General features: G+C 48.1%; 10 protein-coding genes. 7 read left to right on the top strand and 3 right to left on the bottom strand.

What is annotated here, in order from left to right; translation table 11 throughout:
- Nucleotides 1-12: 12 nt before the first annotated feature.
- Entirely contained in the window at nt 13-1,005 is a 993-nt protein-coding gene (locus tag JS578_09405; GenBank protein ID QRX63092.1) for a Stealth CR1 domain-containing protein, read from the top strand.
- Nucleotides 1,006-1,008: 3 nt separating this feature from the next.
- Here the strand turns inward: JS578_09405 and JS578_09400 are convergent, their stop codons facing one another.
- Complete coding sequence (locus JS578_09400; GenBank protein ID QRX63091.1) at nt 1,009-1,974, bottom strand: Stealth CR1 domain-containing protein; 966 nt, start codon at nt 1,972-1,974, stop codon at nt 1,009-1,011.
- 205 nt (nt 1,975-2,179) lie between these two features.
- On the opposite strand from JS578_09400, the gene JS578_09395 reads away from it, so the two are divergent.
- On the top strand, nt 2,180-4,309 hold the full coding sequence (locus JS578_09395; protein ID QRX63090.1) for an HDIG domain-containing protein: 2,130 nt from the start codon (nt 2,180-2,182) through the stop codon (nt 4,307-4,309).
- A 22-nt stretch (nt 4,310-4,331) separates the two neighbouring features.
- Here JS578_09395 and guaA read toward each other — a convergent pair whose 3' ends face one another.
- Nucleotides 4,332-5,852, bottom strand: coding sequence for a glutamine-hydrolyzing GMP synthase (guaA, locus tag JS578_09390; protein QRX63089.1), 1,521 nt, complete (start codon nt 5,850-5,852; stop codon nt 4,332-4,334).
- Between the two features lie 276 nt (nt 5,853-6,128).
- Here guaA and JS578_09385 point away from each other — a divergent pair, with 276 nt between their 5' ends.
- From JS578_09385 to JS578_09365, 5 genes are all read left to right on the top strand, one after another.
- Complete coding sequence (locus JS578_09385; GenBank protein ID QRX63088.1) at nt 6,129-7,550, top strand: tetratricopeptide repeat protein; 1,422 nt, start codon at nt 6,129-6,131, stop codon at nt 7,548-7,550.
- 11 nt (nt 7,551-7,561) lie between these two features.
- Entirely contained in the window at nt 7,562-8,053 is a 492-nt protein-coding gene (locus JS578_09380) for a hypothetical protein (protein ID QRX63087.1), read from the top strand.
- Nucleotides 8,054-8,135: 82 nt separating this feature from the next.
- The gene (gene floA, locus JS578_09375; GenBank protein ID QRX63086.1) at nt 8,136-9,122 is read left to right on the top strand and encodes a flotillin-like protein FloA; all 987 of its coding nucleotides are present in this window, start codon (nt 8,136-8,138) and stop codon (nt 9,120-9,122) included.
- Between the two features lie 37 nt (nt 9,123-9,159).
- Complete coding sequence (locus JS578_09370; GenBank protein ID QRX63085.1) at nt 9,160-10,026, top strand: nucleoside phosphorylase; 867 nt, start codon at nt 9,160-9,162, stop codon at nt 10,024-10,026.
- 71 nt (nt 10,027-10,097) lie between these two features.
- Nucleotides 10,098-12,890 (top strand): insulinase family protein, encoded by a 2,793-nt coding sequence (locus tag JS578_09365; GenBank protein ID QRX63084.1) that lies wholly within the window; start codon nt 10,098-10,100, stop codon nt 12,888-12,890.
- A 349-nt stretch (nt 12,891-13,239) separates the two neighbouring features.
- On the opposite strand, the gene JS578_09360 is transcribed toward JS578_09365, so the two are convergent.
- On the bottom strand, nt 13,240-16,104 hold the full coding sequence (locus JS578_09360) for a DUF5110 domain-containing protein (GenBank protein QRX63083.1): 2,865 nt from the start codon (nt 16,102-16,104) through the stop codon (nt 13,240-13,242).
- Nucleotides 16,105-16,195: the final 91 nt, after the last annotated feature.

Below are 16,195 nucleotides of genomic sequence, written 5' to 3'. Positions count from 1 at the left end.
ATTGCAAATAAGATGGAAATTGATTTTGTAGTCACTTGGGTAGACATGGATGACCCAACATGGAAAACTGATTTTGCGAAACACTCCGGTAAAATCGATAACCTGAAGAATGAGATGACAGAAGCCCGTTTTCGGGACCATGGCCTTCTGAGATACTGGTTCAGGGGGTTAGAAAAATTCGCACCATGGGTACGCAAAGTACATTTTGTTACTTGTGGCCAAAAGCCGGAATGGTTGAACGCCGACCACCCCAAACTGCAGCTGGTTAATCATTCAGATTATATTCCCACACAATACCTTCCGGTCTTCAACTCAACACTGATCGAGAGCTACATTCATCGGATCCCTGATCTCTCCGAGCACTTTGTCTATTTTAACGATGATTTTTTCATCATCAACCACCTTACACAGGAACGTTTCTTCACCAATGGCTTGCCAAACGATATTGCAGCATTCCGACACAATTCGGGTATTGGCCTCTGGTCGAAAACACTAAAAAACAATATCCGGCTCATCAACAAACGATTCGACAAACGAGAGGTACTGTCGCGCGACCATGACAAATGGTTTCACCCATCCTACGGGAAAAGAAGCAGACTCACCCGACTGTTGCAGCCCTATGATAAGTTTGTCACCCTCATCACCCCGCACAATGCACAACCCTTCCTTAAATCAACCTTTGAAGAGGTGTGGGATTATGCCGGAGAGCAACTGACAGCCGTTTCGGTGAACCGGTTTCGGAACACAAGTGATTATACCCCTGAATTGTTCCGCACCTGGCAGATCTGCCGTTCCAACTTCAATCCCTACAACACCTACAGCGACACCAAGATGTTTCCACTGATTCTCAAATCGAAACAGGCTATCAGGGCAATCGAGGAGCAACAATACAAGCTTATCTGCCTGAACGACAACGGTCATATCCGCAATTACGAAGCGGTGATGGAGCAACTGAACAAAGCATTTCAGACCATTCTTCCGGAGAAATCAGACTTTGAGTTGTAACGATCACTCTACATTTGTCTTTTCAAACGATGATTTTTGAGGGAAGAGCATTTCCAGGAATGGTTTTATAGCCTCACGATCAGCATCCGAGACACGTTGGCTGTCGTTCAGACAGAACAGGGAAGGATTGAAACGCATCAATCGTTTCATGAAATGTTGCTTGTGAACATTCAGCCTCAGAGATTCTCGACGATTTACATATCTCAGGTGTGCCTTATCTGTAGCCAGAATATAATAGGAGAATGCGGAACGGTGCAAATCACCATACTGTCTAACATGACTTCCCAGTGACGCCTTTACCTTGTCACCGAAGACCTGTTCCGCGGCATAGCGGTAGTCATCCCTTCGATATGCATCTATGTTGTGATGTGGAATTCCCGAATAAAACTTACCAAATTGCTGATGTACCATGACAGCACCCTCAAGGACCTTTGAAATGTACTGACCCAATCGTTTTCGAAATAACTTTTTCACCGCGTAGTGCCATCGGCCCAACACTTTCCTTTTCAATCGCACATAGGGTAAACCATTGGAATCAAAGAAAAAAGAGGATTTGAGAGGTTTGCCGAAGAAAAGATCATCATTCGCCAGCAAGAAGCGTTCGCCCAACCCGGGTATCCTGTGAATGAAATATTCGATGACGCTGGAATTAAAACAGGGAAGCGCCTCCGGGGGAAGTATCTCCGTATGATCCACCACCTCTATTTTTGGATGATCTCTCACCAGCCAGTCAGGGGACTGGTTATCGGTCACGATAAATATTTTCCTAACCCAGGGAACATACAACTCTGCTGAACGAAGAGAATACCTTAGTTCATCATTGTTGATGTATCGTCCCCTGTTATTTTCTTCCGATTGATCACTCACCTTACCTGTAACCTGTTGTTTTTTTGCAATCCAGACTGGATCACTACCATCAACCCACATGTAAACTAGATCAATTTCAGAATGCATGATACGCTCCTCCATACCTATAAATTAAATTTGGCCTTCTATCTTCTCTGCATGAGAACGATTTTTATCCGGTGCAAAAGTAATTGAATAATTTGACCTGATGAAAAAAAGAGATCCGGGGATTTCTTTGTCACAGAAATGGCAGGAGGAGCCCTATTGACAAAACTTTTCATCGGCTAATTTGTTTAAAGGAATTGAACTCTATCCAATTGTCTGAGGTATGCACGCAAACCAATCGAAGAAGAAAAAAATAAAGATCCGCACCCGCGTATTTGTTCCACTGGTCTTTGTCATTGCGGTTCTGCTCGTAACTTACCTCTTTCCCCGGCAGAGCAGCTTCAAGTACTCTTTCAACGAAGGAAGACCATGGCAATACGGGTTGTTGACGGCTCCATTCGATTTCCCGATATACAAAACAACGGAACAACTGCAGGCTGAGCAGGACAGCCTTCTGCAATACTACGAGCCCTATTTTGAAATCGATGACGAGGTGCAGAAAAATGCTTTGGCAGATTTCGATGCCGACGTGAACCTGAAAGAAAGGATGTCAGAGTTATCGGCGGACTACAAACTCTACATTCGTAAAAAGTTGCAGGAGGTATACGAGGAAGGCATCATGCGTTCCGAGGATTATGACCGCATTGCTGCATCTGTAACAGGCGGCCTGCGTCTCAAGGAAGGGAACATGGCTGATTCAAGAAACGTTGAATCATTCTTCACGATTCGATCCGCCTATGAAAAAGTATTGGATGATTTACCGGAGTCGATGGATGTCGAACGATTGAGATCTGCTGACATCAATGACTACATTAGGGAGAACATCATCTTCGATGCCGCCACTTCAGAAAAAGCAGAAAAAGAGTTTATTCAACAGATAGACATCAGCCGTGGAATGGTGCAGCTAGGACAGCGAATCATTGACCAGGGAGAAATCGTCGATGCCCACACCTACAACATCCTCTCCTCGTTGAAGCGGGTTACCGAGGAACGCAGCGGTGGTGCCGGCAAAAACAGCGGAATAATTGTAGGGCAACTGATGCTGATCCTACTGATGTTCGGATCATTTTACATGTACCTTCTCTTTTTTCGACCCAACGAATATCGCAACCGCAAGCATGTGGTCTTCATGGTATTGCTGATTGTGATTTTTCTGTTACTCACCGCCGTGACGGTACGTTTTGAGCTCTTCAGCGTATTCATTATCCCATACGCCATCGTGACCATCCTGATCCGTACCTTCATCGACTCACGTACCGCACTCTTCACAAGTCTGATCACCGTAATTCTCAGCTCGTTGATGGTTCCCTACCCCTTTGAGTTTATCGTAATTCAGATGTCGGTAGCGATGGTTTCCATCTTTATGCTTAAAGAGTTGTCGGAACGATCACAACTTATCAGAAGCTCTTTTTTCATCCTGCTAACTTACGTATTGGTATATGTGGGTCTGACGTTATACCAGGAGGGGAGCATCAAAGAAACAAACTGGGTGATGCTGATTTACTTCCTGATCAACTTCATCTTTATCATGTTCTCATACACCCTTGTATACCTGGTAGAACAGTCGTTTGGATTTATCTCCGGCGTTTCATTGGTGGAGCTCTCCAACATCAACAAACCACTTCTGAAAGAGCTCTCGGAAAAGGCTCCGGGCACTTTTCAACACTCGATGCAGGTATCCAACCTCGCGATGGCTGCGGCTTCAAAACTGGGAGCCAACGCTTCGCTTATCCGTACAGGTGCGCTTTACCATGATATCGGGAAGATGGTGAATCCTGCATTCTTCACCGAGAACCAAACACCGGGCATGAATCCACACGCAGGACTTCCTTTTGAAGAGAGCGCACGCATCATCATCAATCATGTGAAAGATGGGGTGAAGATCGCACAAAAAAATAACATCCCTAAACAGATCATCGACTTCATCGAAACACACCATGGCACAAGCATGCCAAAATTCTTCTATATTTCATGGAAGAATGCAAACCCCGGAAAAGAGGTCAATGAGTCCGATTTCCGTTACCCGGGTCCCAATCCATTCACCCGTGAAGAAGCAATCATGATGATGGCAGACGCAGTGGAGGCCTCCTCCCGTAGCCTTCCGGAATATACAGAGGAATCGATCCGGACATTGGTAGACAAGATCATCGACGCTCAGCTCTATGAAGGTTATTTCAAGTTGGCTCCCATCACCTTCCGGGACATCCAAACGGTGAAAGATGTATTTGTTGAGAAGTTGCAGACCATTTATCATTCCCGTATAGCTTACCCTGAACTTAACAAAAGCGAAAAAAAACAGCTGCCTGATCAAGATCACACAGCTGATAATAAGATGAGTCAGGAAGAATCCTAACGAACTGTCATGTAAGGATGGTTCACTCCCACTCGATTGTAGCCGGTGGCTTGGAGGAGATGTCGTAGACCACACGGTTAACCCCTTTCACCCGGTTGATGATCTCATTCGACACCTTGGCCAGAAAAGGATAGGGCAAATGAGCCCAATCGGCCGTCATCGCATCGGTCGAAGTGACAGCCCTCAATGCGATAGTATTTTCATAGGTGCGTTCATCACCCATCACTCCCACCGATTGTACCGGCAACAGAATCGCTCCCGCCTGCCACACCTGTTCATAAAGACCTGCTGCACGCAGGTTGGAGATGAAGATATCATCTGCCTCCTGTGCCATGCGCACCTTCTCCGGTGTGATATCACCCAGAATTCGGATACCAAGCCCCGGACCGGGGAAAGGGTGACGGTGGATCAGGTGGGGCTGCATGCCCAGTTCAAGGCCGATGCGCCTCACCTCATCCTTGAAAAGAAGTTTCAGTGGTTCACACAGCTTCAGGTTCATCTTCTCCGGAAGCCCTCCCACGTTGTGGTGGCTTTTAATTGTAACACCCGTGATGGAGAGTGACTCAATGATATCAGGGTAAATAGTACCCTGTGCCAGCCATTTGATATCCTGCAGCTTGTGCGCTTCACGATCGAAAGTATCAATAAAACCCTTGCCGATGATTTTACGTTTCTGTTCCGGATCGGTCACCCCCGACAACTCCTTATAGAAATGCTGCTTGGCATCCACGCCAATCACGTTCAGCCCTAAGTGCTCATAATTTTCCAACACCGTCTCAAATTCGTTCTTGCGCAGCAACCCATGGTCAACGAAGATGCAGGTGAGATTACGGCCGATGGCTTTATTGAGCAGTACGGCAGTCACCGAAGAGTCTACTCCTCCCGAGAGCGCCAGGATAACCTTGTCGTCACCCAGCTGATCACGTAATTCCTCTACAGTGGACTCAATGAAGGAGGCAGGCGTCCAGTCCTTCTTCATCCCGCAGATGGAGAGGAAATTGTCCAGGATCTTCGTGCCCTGCTCCGTGTGGTATACTTCGGGATGAAACTGCACCCCCCAGGTCTCCTCTCCCTCAATCCGGTAGGCTGCCAATGCCACATCTTCAGTGGAGGCAATCACCTTGAAGTGATCGGGGATCCTAACGATGGTGTCACCGTGTGACATCCACACCTGACTCTTTTGTGCTATGTCTCCTAAAAGCGGATCTTTGTTCTCGCTAACCTGCAAGTGCGCACGGCCATATTCCCTGGATCCGTGATTGCCCACCTCTCCTCCTGAAACGGAAGCCATCAACTGAGCCCCGTAACAGATTCCCAGCACGGGGTAACTCCCTCTGATGGCTTGTAAATCTGTTTTGAACGCATGCTCATCGTTCACCGAAAAAGGGCTACCAGAAAGAATCACCCCTTTCACCGACGCATCGCAGTAGGGAAACTTGTTGTAGGGAACGATCTCACAATAGGTGTTCAGTTCCCGGACGCGGCGGCCGATCAGCTGGGTGGTCTGGGAGCCGAAATCGAGAATTACAATTTTTTCGTGCATAGGGTTTGATTGTGTTGAGACATTGCGTGAGCAGGTCTGTTCTGTTGATGAAGTTTTAGGTGACAAAGATACAAAAAGAATGAAAATAATTATTCATCCGTAAAACTGTTTCGGCAGTGGAAAACTAAAAGGATGGATGACCCTTGATGCTGCAATGGAATAATTATTTATTGCAATATAAATATCCCATCTCAGATGACAATTTTTAAGGAATGTAACCCGATATAACGTTGGTATTTCTATTTTACTTATCTTTGAATGTAGAAAGCACGAAAAATGAATCACAAATATCTCATATCTACGATACTGATCAGCACTGCACTGTTTACCCTCAAGGGACAGACACTCGATGATGCCAGGAACTGGTACCTGGAAGGTCGATATGCCGATGCCCTACCGATCTTCCAAAAAGCCTATGCTGACGATTCGTTGAATCCTGCACTGAATCAATGGCTCGGAGTGAGTCTGTTGAAAACGGGAAAAATTGTCGAGGCAGAAAGTTATCTCCTGTTCTCTGATGAGAAGAAAATACCGGAGGCGTCACTCTACCTGGGAGAGCTTTACAGCAAACAGTATCGCTTCGAGGAAGCCGAATCTGTTTTTGAGAAATACCAGAAAACAAATCGTCGCAACAAAGATGCATTGGCGAAGTTGGATCAATTCAGGGAAGAAACGGCCCAACTGAGACGAAGAGTCCTTCGCTCTGAAGATGTACAAATCATCGACAGCCTGGTCCTCCCCAAAAGCGAATTCCTTTCGGCATACAATCTCTCCCGCTCATCCGGTTCCCTCGAACCGATTCACACCTTCTTCAGGGAGTTCCCTGAAGGGAACGAAACGCTCTTTTTGAACGAACGAGGTGACAAGGTCTATTACTCGCAGGAGAACAGTCTATCCGGTCAAGACCTCTTCACCATGGACAAGCTGCTGAATCGCTTCGGCAATGAACAAAAACTCCCGGAAACAATCAACGGGAAGGGCAATCAAGCCTACCCCTATGTGATGAGTGACGGCCTCACTATCTACTTTGCATCTACCGGTCACCAGTCGCTGGGTGGCTATGACCTGTATGTAACACGATACAACCTGGCTTCAGATTCATACCTCACTCCCAACCAGCTGAACATGCCCTTTAACTCACCCTTCAACGACTACATGATGGTCATCGATGAGAAGAAAGGAGTAGGCTGGTTTGCAAGCGACCGTTTTCAACCGGATGGTTTTGTCTGTGTATACACCTTTCTTCCCAATCCTCAGATAACACTGCTGGAAAGTGACGATGAGGCATACATCTATCGCAGGGCACGTATCACATCCATTGCCGACAGCTGGCGAGAGGGAGTTGAATATGGCACGTTCCGTGAAGCAGCGCAATTGAGTGACAACAGGGAAGAGGAAAATACGGTTGAATTTGAGTTCATCATCAACGATGAAAAAGTGTACCACCGATTGGATGATTTCACCTTCAGTAATGCGCGTTCTCTTTACTCACAGGCGATTGGACTCACCAAACAGTTGGAAGTGTTAACGAATGAATTGAAGGAAAAAAGAGAGTTTATTGCAAAAGGGGGGGGAACTGACAGTTCACTCATCACATCAATGCTTGAACTTGAAGAAGAAAGTGAAATCCTGTACCGACAAATTGAGAGATTGAAAAATGAAGCCCGCAACGAAGAAATCAGAAATCTAACCAGATAAACAGATTGGATATGACGTTCGAACTAATGATAGTAGTTGCCCTGATCCTGGTGGGCATCCTCTTTATGCTTGCAGAGATATTTCTGTTGCCGGGGATCTCTGTTGCCGGAATTGCCGGTGCCATCTTCCTGATCGGAGGGATTGTCTATTCCTACCTCTTCATCGGCAGCACTGCCGGCAACATAACCCTGGCCGCATCAGCCATAGCGATGGGAGCCTCATTTTTCTTGCTGCTGAAATCAAAATCATTGCGCAGAATCTCGCTCGAGACCAATATCGAGAGTAAGGTGGATAATTCAGACCTCGCGAAAATAAGCGTCGGTGATACCGGTATTGCTCTTTCAAGGCTCAATCCAACCGGAAAAGTGATGGTGAACGAATTGATAGTGGAAGGTAAATCGTACAACGGTGAGTTTATCGATGAAGACGAAAAGATTGAAGTGATAAGAATCGATACTTACCAGATACAGGTTGTAAGAAAAACAGAAACTGAAAAGGTTTAATCTCTTCACAGAAACAAAAACCCAAATTGGGTGTTGCATATCAACATGAAAAAAAGAAAATATTCACTCTAAACATAACATTATGGCTTTATCATTTCCCTTAATCATTACAATTGCCGTCATCGTCATCTTCTTGATGATTTTCTTCCATTACGTCCCATTCTTCCTGTGGATCAATGCCTTGTCGGCAGGCGTGCGCATCTCACTGGTCCAGCTCTTCCTGATGCGGCTGCGACGGGTACCACCCCACACCATCGTTTATGCGATGATAGAGGCCCACAAGGCAGGCCTGAGAGATGTCACCCGTGACAACCTGGAAGCTCACTACCTGGCTGGTGGTGATGTGGAAAAGGTGGTTCATGCACTGGTTTCTGCATCAAAGGCCAACATCGACCTATCCTTCCAGATGGCTACCGCCATCGACCTGGCCGGGCGCGATGTACTGACAGCTGTACAGATGTCAGTAAACCCGAAGGTGATTGACACTCCGCCAGTGACCGCCGTGGCCATTGACGGCATTCAGTTGATCGCCAAGGCACGCGTAACAGTTCGTGCCAACATCAAGCAGTTGGTAGGGGGCGCCGGCGAAGAGACCATCCTGGCCCGCGTGGGTGAGGGAATCGTCTCCTCCATCGGATCGGCTGTCTCCCACAAGTCGGTATTGGAGAATCCTGACTCCATCTCGAAACTGGTTCTCAAAAAAGGGCTAGATGCCGGTACTGCATTTGAGATCCTCTCCATTGACATCGCCGACATCGACATCGGCAAGAACATCGGTGCGGTACTGCAGATGGATCAGGCACAGGCCGACAAGAACATCGCACAAGCACGTGCCGAAGAACGCCGGGCCATGGCCATCGCCCTTGAGCAAGAGATGAAGGCCAAGGCTCAGGAAGCCAGAGCCAAAGTGATCGAGGCCGAGGCTGAGGTGCCCATCGCAATGGCAGAGGCGTTCCGCAGTGGCAACCTGGGCATCATGGATTATTACCGGATGGAGAACATCAAGGCTGATACCGACATGCGTGACTCCATTGCAAAACCACAAAGCGGTGGCAACAACAAGAAATAAACGTTATTTTAACTGAACCTAACATACTGAAATTATTATGAGAATCATTCCCGAATCGGAGCTGATCATCAACTCCGATGGCAGTGCCTTTCATTTGCACATCCGGCCCGATCAGCTGGCTGACAAGATCGTGATGATGGGAGACCCCGGTAGGGTCACCATGACTGCCGGTTTTTTTGACCATATCGAATGTGACGTCTCCAGCCGTGAGTTTCATACCGTCACCGGGACCTACAAGGGTAAAAGAATCACGGCACTCTCGCACGGCATTGGCACCGACAACATCGACATCGTGCTTACCGAACTGGATGCGCTGGCCAACGTCGACTTTAACACCCGCATGGTGAAGGAGGAGTTCCGACAACTCACAATGGTCCGCGTGGGCACTTCGGGAGGTATGCAGCCCCACTGTCCCGTGGGATCCTACGTCATCTCGGAGAAGTCAATCGGTTTCGACGGGTTGATTCACTATTATGCCAACGCTCACACCATACGGGAAGAGGATTTCGAGGAGGCTTTCCAGAAGCATGTCAACTGGTCGCCCTTTCATTGCTCCCCCTATGTGGTAAGTGCTGACGAAGAGCTGGTGGAACGCATCGGTCATGACATGATCCGTGGAGTCACCATCTCAGCAATTGGTTTCTACGGTCCACAAGGAAGGCATGTACGTCTGCCGTTGGCAGATCCGGACCTGAATGCGAAGATTGAGTCCTTCCGTTTCGGGGATCATTGCATCACCAACTACGAGATGGAGAGCTCCGCAGTCGCCGGCCTGGGCAAGATGATGGGTCACAAGGCGATGACGGTTTGTGCCATCATCGCAAACCGCGTGGCACTTGAATCGAATGCCAACTACAAGGGATCTACCGAAGAACTGATTAAAATTGTGTTAGATCGTATTTAGCGAATAAACTCACTACAAAAAATGAGTGTATCACCTATTCAACAAGAATCAATTTTTTAAAAAAAAGTAACATGAGAAGAATTTTTACCTTGCTGCTGCTTGTCGCAACGTTTGCGGCCACGGCACAACAGAATCCTCCCCTTCCTGTGGATCCGGAGGTGAGAACAGGAAAGCTGGAGAATGGGCTGACCTATTACATCCGGCATAACGGGCAACCGGAAAACAGAGCCGATTTCTACATCGCACAGAAAGTGGGCTCCATGCAGGAGGAAGACAGCCAGGCAGGTCTGGCACACTTCCTGGAACACATGGCCTTCAACGGCACCAAGAACTTCCCCGGCAAGGCGATGCTCAACTACTTGCAGGACAACGGCATCAAGTTCGGGACCAACATCAACGCCTACACCTCGTTCGATGAAACGGTTTACTACATCTCCGACATCCCTACCAACAACCAGAACCTGGTGGACTCAGCCCTTTTGGTGCTTCACGACTGGTCGAGTGCCATCGCGCTGGAAGAGGAAGAGCTGGAAAATGAACGGGGAGTGATCCGCGAAGAGTGGCGCACCCGCGGGGGTGCACAGCAACGGTTGTGGGATCAGCTTTTACCAAAGATGTACCCCGACAGCAAGTATGCCAACCGAATGCCCATAGGCAGCATCGACGTGATCAACAACTTCAAGCCGGAGGAGATACGTGCCTACTACCACAAATGGTATCGTCCCGATCTTCAGGGGATCATCGTTGTGGGTGATTTCGATCTGGATGAGATGGAGCAGAAGGTAAAGGCACTCTTTTCACCCATCAAGCTGGAGGAAGAGAGAGCTGAAAGGGTCTACTTCCCCGTTCCGGACAACAAGGAACCCCTGGTGGCTTTTGCAACCGACAAGGAAGCAAGGAGCACACAGCTAATGCTTTTCTACAAGCATGACCCGCTGCCCGAAGAGCTGAAGAACACACAAATGGGCTACATTACCACCTATCTTCTGAATGCTGCATCCTCCATGATGAACCAGCGTTTCGAGGAGATCACGCAGAAGCCTGATGCACCCTTCACAACGGCCTATGCCTACGACGATGACTATTTCGTAGCCAAGACGAAGGACGCCTGGACGGTTGTGGCCCAGAGTGCGGAGGATAAGATTGACGACGCGCTGGCAGCGATGATACGCGAGACTGAAAGGGTGAAGAAATTTGGCTTCACTGCTTCTGAATATGAAGTGGCTCGCACCAACATCCTCAAAAGCATCGAAAACAGCTATAACAACCGCGACAAACAACGAAACTCCTCCTACTCTCAAGAGTACGTGCGCGCATTCACTGATGGGGAGCCAATACCGGGCATCGAATTCGAATACCAGTTCATGCAGGCACTCGTCCCCAACATCCCTGTGGAAGCAATCAACATGACCCTGCAGCAGCTGATCACCGATGAAAACATCGTGATTGCCGTCACGGGTCCGGAGAAGGAGGGACTGTCATACCCCTCTGAAGAAGAATTGCTCGCGGTGGTTAGCAGCGTGAAAGCGGAAGAGATTGAAGCATACGCGGAACAGGTGATTGATGAACCGTTGATCGCCACGCCTCCCACACCCGGTAAGATAGTGAAAGAAGAACAAAACGAAGCGATGGATGCCACCATCTGGACCCTGCAGAACGGTATAAAAGTGATCCTGAAGAACACCGACTTCAAGGATGATGAAATATTGATGACTGCTACCAGCACGGGGGGATACTCCCAATATGCGGTACAGGACCCCATCAACAGCCGTATCATGGGCTCCGTGATGAACCTTGGCGGTGTGGGTAATTTCAGTGCCACCGATCTGCCGAAGGTGCTGGCCGGTAAAACAGCGACAGTGCGTCCCAGCATCAGCCTTACCACGCAGGACTTCAACGGTTCTTCATCCATCAAAGATTTCGAAACCATGCTGCAGTTGGTTTACCTCTACTTCACTGCACCGCGTAAAGACGCTGATGCCTTCAAGTCTTTCATTCAGCGGATGGAGACACAGCTCAAAAACCAGGAGGCAGAACCGATGGTGGCCTTCAGTGACAGCATCAACCATGCCATCTACGGCAACAACCCGCTGACAAACAGAATCAAGTTATCTGATCTCGCCAAGGTTGATTACGACCGTATCATGGAAATGTTCAAACAGCAGTTCCGCAATCCGGGTAGCTTCACCTTCACCTTTGTTGGCAATGTAGATGCCGAAAAAGTTCGTCCCGTTGTGGAACAGTATCTGGCCTCGCTGCCGGGTGATGCAGTGAAGGGTGAGTTTATCAAGGTGCCAATGTCATTCAACGAGGGCAAAACAGAGAATGTTTTCAATCGGGAGATGCAGAACCCGAAGGCTTCTGTCTTCAATGCTGTTACCGGCAACATGGAGCGTAACATGAAGAACCAGATCCTGATGAGCATGTTCGACCAGATTCTCGACATCGTCTACACCGAAAAGGTTCGGGAAGAAGAAGGTGGCACCTATGGTGTCTCCTCAGCGGGAGCCATTTCCCGTTACCCGGAGGGACAGACCGTGCTCCAGATCATGTTCGATACCGATCCCGAAAAGAAAGATCACCTGAATGCCATCATCCTGAAGGAACTGGAAGGGATTGCAGCCAATGGTCCCCGTGAATCGGACTTCATCAAGGTGAAGGAATACATGAACAAGAGCTTCAACGAGAACCTGAAGGAGAACCGTTACTGGACAAACATCCTGGATCAGCTCTACTTCTACGGAGAAGACATGCACACAGGTTACATTGATGCCGTCAACGCCATGACACCGAAAGATGTACAGGAGTTCACTGCTGAACTGCTCAAGCAGGGCAACCTGAAAACCATCATCATGATTCCCTAAAGGGCGTTGGATCATAGAGTGATCCGACAAGACCAACTAATAAAAGAGGCCGTCTCATCATTCAACATGAGATGGCCTTTTTGTGTTTATACGTTACAGTTTGAGTAGCCCTATTTCAGGAAGAGACAGCCTACCTTCTTCGTTACAGGTTCTAATCTCGTTCTAATCTCGTTCTAATATGGTTCTAATCTGGTTCTAATAGATTCGAACCAGATTAGAGTCAGTTACGACTGAATTGATACGCAGTAAAAAGCCATATAAGGCGAATCTTAGTGGGTGGGATAAAAAAAAGCCATCTCATTTATATATTGAAACGGCCTCTTTTTTTGGAACTCTACTTAGCTGTTTGTCATTCCCCTAACTTGATTGTTTGTGGCTGACCGGTGTAGACCACTTCGATTCCCGTCGCATCGGGGTTTACACCCTGAGGTCTGTTTTTATCGACATAGACAAGTTGGAAAGTGCGCTCCTGCAACATGCCGTCGAACGACCCCTGCCGCTCTCCAATTTCAAGTGTGCGGGAGGCATCGTTATAATTGAAGTCGATGGTGGTATAGGCTCCTTGCTCGTAGTTGTAGTTCACCCCTTCGTCTTCGTAGAGCGTGAATTTTCCGTTCTTACCGGCATAGAGATAAAGGGTGATCTGTTCCGGCTTTTTCTCGTCGCTGTACTGAATCTCCGGTCCAAACGGAACAATCGCTCCCTCTTTCACGAAAAGTGGCATGCGGCTGTAGGGAGCTTCGACCCTTATTTTTTGGCCCCCCTCCACAAATGCTCCGGTATAGAAATCATACCAGCCTGTGGTTGTGGGGAAATAGACTTCCCGGTCAGTGGCCTGGTAGGTGTAGACCGGACAAACCATCAGTGCATCGCCAAACATATACTGGTCACCGATGTCATTTACTTTCGGATCTTTACCGAAATCCATCACCAGGGCACGCATCATGGTGTAATCGTTGAAATAGGTCATCCCGGCCATCGAATAGATATAGGGCATCAGCCGGTATCGGAGTTTCGTGTAGTAGAGCATGGATTGGTAGGCGGGATGATCTTCCGGCGCGAGATTAAACAGCTCTCTGTATGGGAACTGTCCATGGGAGCGGAACAACGGCACAAAAGCACCGAACTGGGTCCAGCGACTGTTCAGCTCACGCCACTCCTTGAGATCCTCATTTTCCACACCGGTAGCATCGTAGATACGTTGTGCCTGCTCGTATCGTTTTTCGACACAAAAACCGCCGATATCCATTGTCCAGTAGGGGATCCCAGACAAGGCAAAGTTGAGTCCGGCAGAGATCTGTGCTTTCATATCTTCCCACCGGGTACCGATATCGCCGCTCCAGACAGCGGTTGAATAGCGCTGGATTCCGGTAAAGCCTGATCGCGTCAACAGAAACACCCGTTCATCGGGATTGACGCCCCGCTGTCCTTCATAAATACCTTCGGCATTGACCAGGGCATAGGCATTGAAATACTTCGTGGAGGGTCCTAACGCTGTGGGGCCACACAGTTTCTTCCGGTAATCCATGTCGGTATTGTCCTGTATGTTGGGCTCGGAAGCATCCATCCACCAGGCATCCACACCGTAGGAATAGAGATTTTCTTCGAGCTGTTCCCAGAATAGTTGGCGGGCACCCTCGGAATAGGCATCATAGAACGAGCCGATGTAACCCTCTCCGATCCAATCGCGGATGCTGTCTTTCACCGCTTGCTGATACATCCACCCATTTTTGTCGAACTCCTTGTAATGATCGGTACCCACATAAAATTTAGGCCACACGGAAATCATGATCCGGGCATTCATTGCATGGATTCGGTCTACCATTCCCTGAGGGTCGGGGAATCGGGTCGTGTCGAACTTGTGGCTGCCCCACTCCTTTTCGGGCCAATAGCTCCAGTCCTGTACGATGTTGTCGATCGGTATTTCTCTTTTCCTGAATTCGGCGAGTGTGCCCACAATCTCATCCTGCGTTTTATATCGTTCGCGGCTTTGCCAGAAACCCATTACCCATTTGGGCATGATCTGTGATTTCCCGGTGAGGGTTCTGTATCCGCTGATCACATCATCCATGCTGTTACCCGCCACGAAATAGTAATCGATTCCATTGCCCATCTCACTCCAAAGCGATAGTTTGTTCTGCAACTCATCCGGAACAGGGCTCAATGCTTTCAACGCGATATAGGAGACATCCCCATCGGGCTCCCACTCGATACGCAGGGGGACTCTTTCTCCTTTTTGAAGCGGATAGTCAAACTTAAAACTGTTGGGATTCCAGGCGGTACGCCAACGCTCCTCCACCACCGGTTCGTTGTTGAGGAAAACCTTTGTGTAACCGGCATAATGGAGGAAGAAACGGTATAAACCGCTTTCAGGCACTTCTATCTCACCGCTCCAGACCACCCGCGAGTCGTTCAGGTCGAAATTCTCCGGAAAATTGTGCAGCAACGACATAAACTGATAATCGAGTTTTGTCTCTTTCCGTTCAATCATCACTGAGGGATCATCCTTTTTCGCATAGACAGCCGTAAGTCCTCCCTCCGAACCGTCGCTGCCGTAAAGCCTGAACTGATCGAGATCGGCATAATCACGTACATCGCCAAACTTGCTCAACGAATAATTATCCCATACGATTCCGTAATTTTTGTTGGAGACGACGAAGGGCACCGATACTTTGGTATTGTACTGAAACAGCGACTCATTTTTACCCTTATAATTAAAATCATCGGCCTGATGTTGTCCCAATCCGTAGAAGGCCTCATCATTGGGCGACTCGAACAACTGGTGAATTGTATAGCCCTTGGTCCCTTCCACTTCGATGGGGGTCAGCGTTTTCCCGCCACCTTTTAGTTCCTGCAGGATGGATTCTCCTTTTTTGTTCAGAAAAGCGATTTCTCCTGTTTCCAGTAGAACGACTGCATCGAGGGAATCGGTGGAGAGGATGACCCTATCCTCTTTCTCTTCAACCGTGAATTTGTCCGAATAGGTCAGTCCCGGTTTGGTGATCAGACTTTTCTCCGTTGAAAAGCTTTTCTCGCTGGTGGCAGAAACATGAATAATCTTTTCGTTGACGACCTGCAGCCGGATGTTGCGTACCCCCCTGCTGTTTTCCGGTTGTAAATGGACAATGATCCCATGATCTGTTTTTTCAATGCCTGTAGATGTGCAGGAGACAAACAAGAGAATCCCCAATGCGATCGATAAAATGCGTTCCATGTATTACAATTTATTTTCAGTAATATTAATCATTCAAGTTCAACAAACAAAAATTCGCAAAACCAATATGATCAACAGGTGAAACTGGAAT

The sequence above is a fragment of the Dysgonomonadaceae bacterium zrk40 genome (assembly GCA_016916535.1).
In the GTDB taxonomy this organism is placed as follows: domain Bacteria; phylum Bacteroidota; class Bacteroidia; order Bacteroidales; family Dysgonomonadaceae; genus Proteiniphilum.
Note: the sequence above shows the minus strand (reverse complement) of the source record. Positions and strands in the feature narration are given on the sequence as shown.

Coding starts and splice junctions, on each gene's coding strand:
- JS578_09400 (QRX63091.1), bottom strand. CDS start 1,974: ATGGAGGAGCGTATCATGCATTCTGAAATTGATCTAGTTTACATGTGG.
- JS578_09385 (QRX63088.1), top strand. CDS start 6,129: ATGAATCACAAATATCTCATATCTACGATACTGATCAGCACTGCACTG.
- floA (QRX63086.1), top strand. CDS start 8,136: ATGGCTTTATCATTTCCCTTAATCATTACAATTGCCGTCATCGTCATC.
- JS578_09405 (QRX63092.1), top strand. CDS start 13: ATGGAAATTGATTTTGTAGTCACTTGGGTAGACATGGATGACCCAACA.
- JS578_09360 (QRX63083.1), bottom strand. CDS start 16,104: ATGGAACGCATTTTATCGATCGCATTGGGGATTCTCTTGTTTGTCTCC.
- JS578_09380 (QRX63087.1), top strand. CDS start 7,562: ATGACGTTCGAACTAATGATAGTAGTTGCCCTGATCCTGGTGGGCATC.
- JS578_09365 (QRX63084.1), top strand. CDS start 10,098: ATGAGAAGAATTTTTACCTTGCTGCTGCTTGTCGCAACGTTTGCGGCC.
- JS578_09370 (QRX63085.1), top strand. CDS start 9,160: ATGAGAATCATTCCCGAATCGGAGCTGATCATCAACTCCGATGGCAGT.
- JS578_09395 (QRX63090.1), top strand. CDS start 2,180: ATGCACGCAAACCAATCGAAGAAGAAAAAAATAAAGATCCGCACCCGC.
- guaA (QRX63089.1), bottom strand. CDS start 5,852: ATGCACGAAAAAATTGTAATTCTCGATTTCGGCTCCCAGACCACCCAG.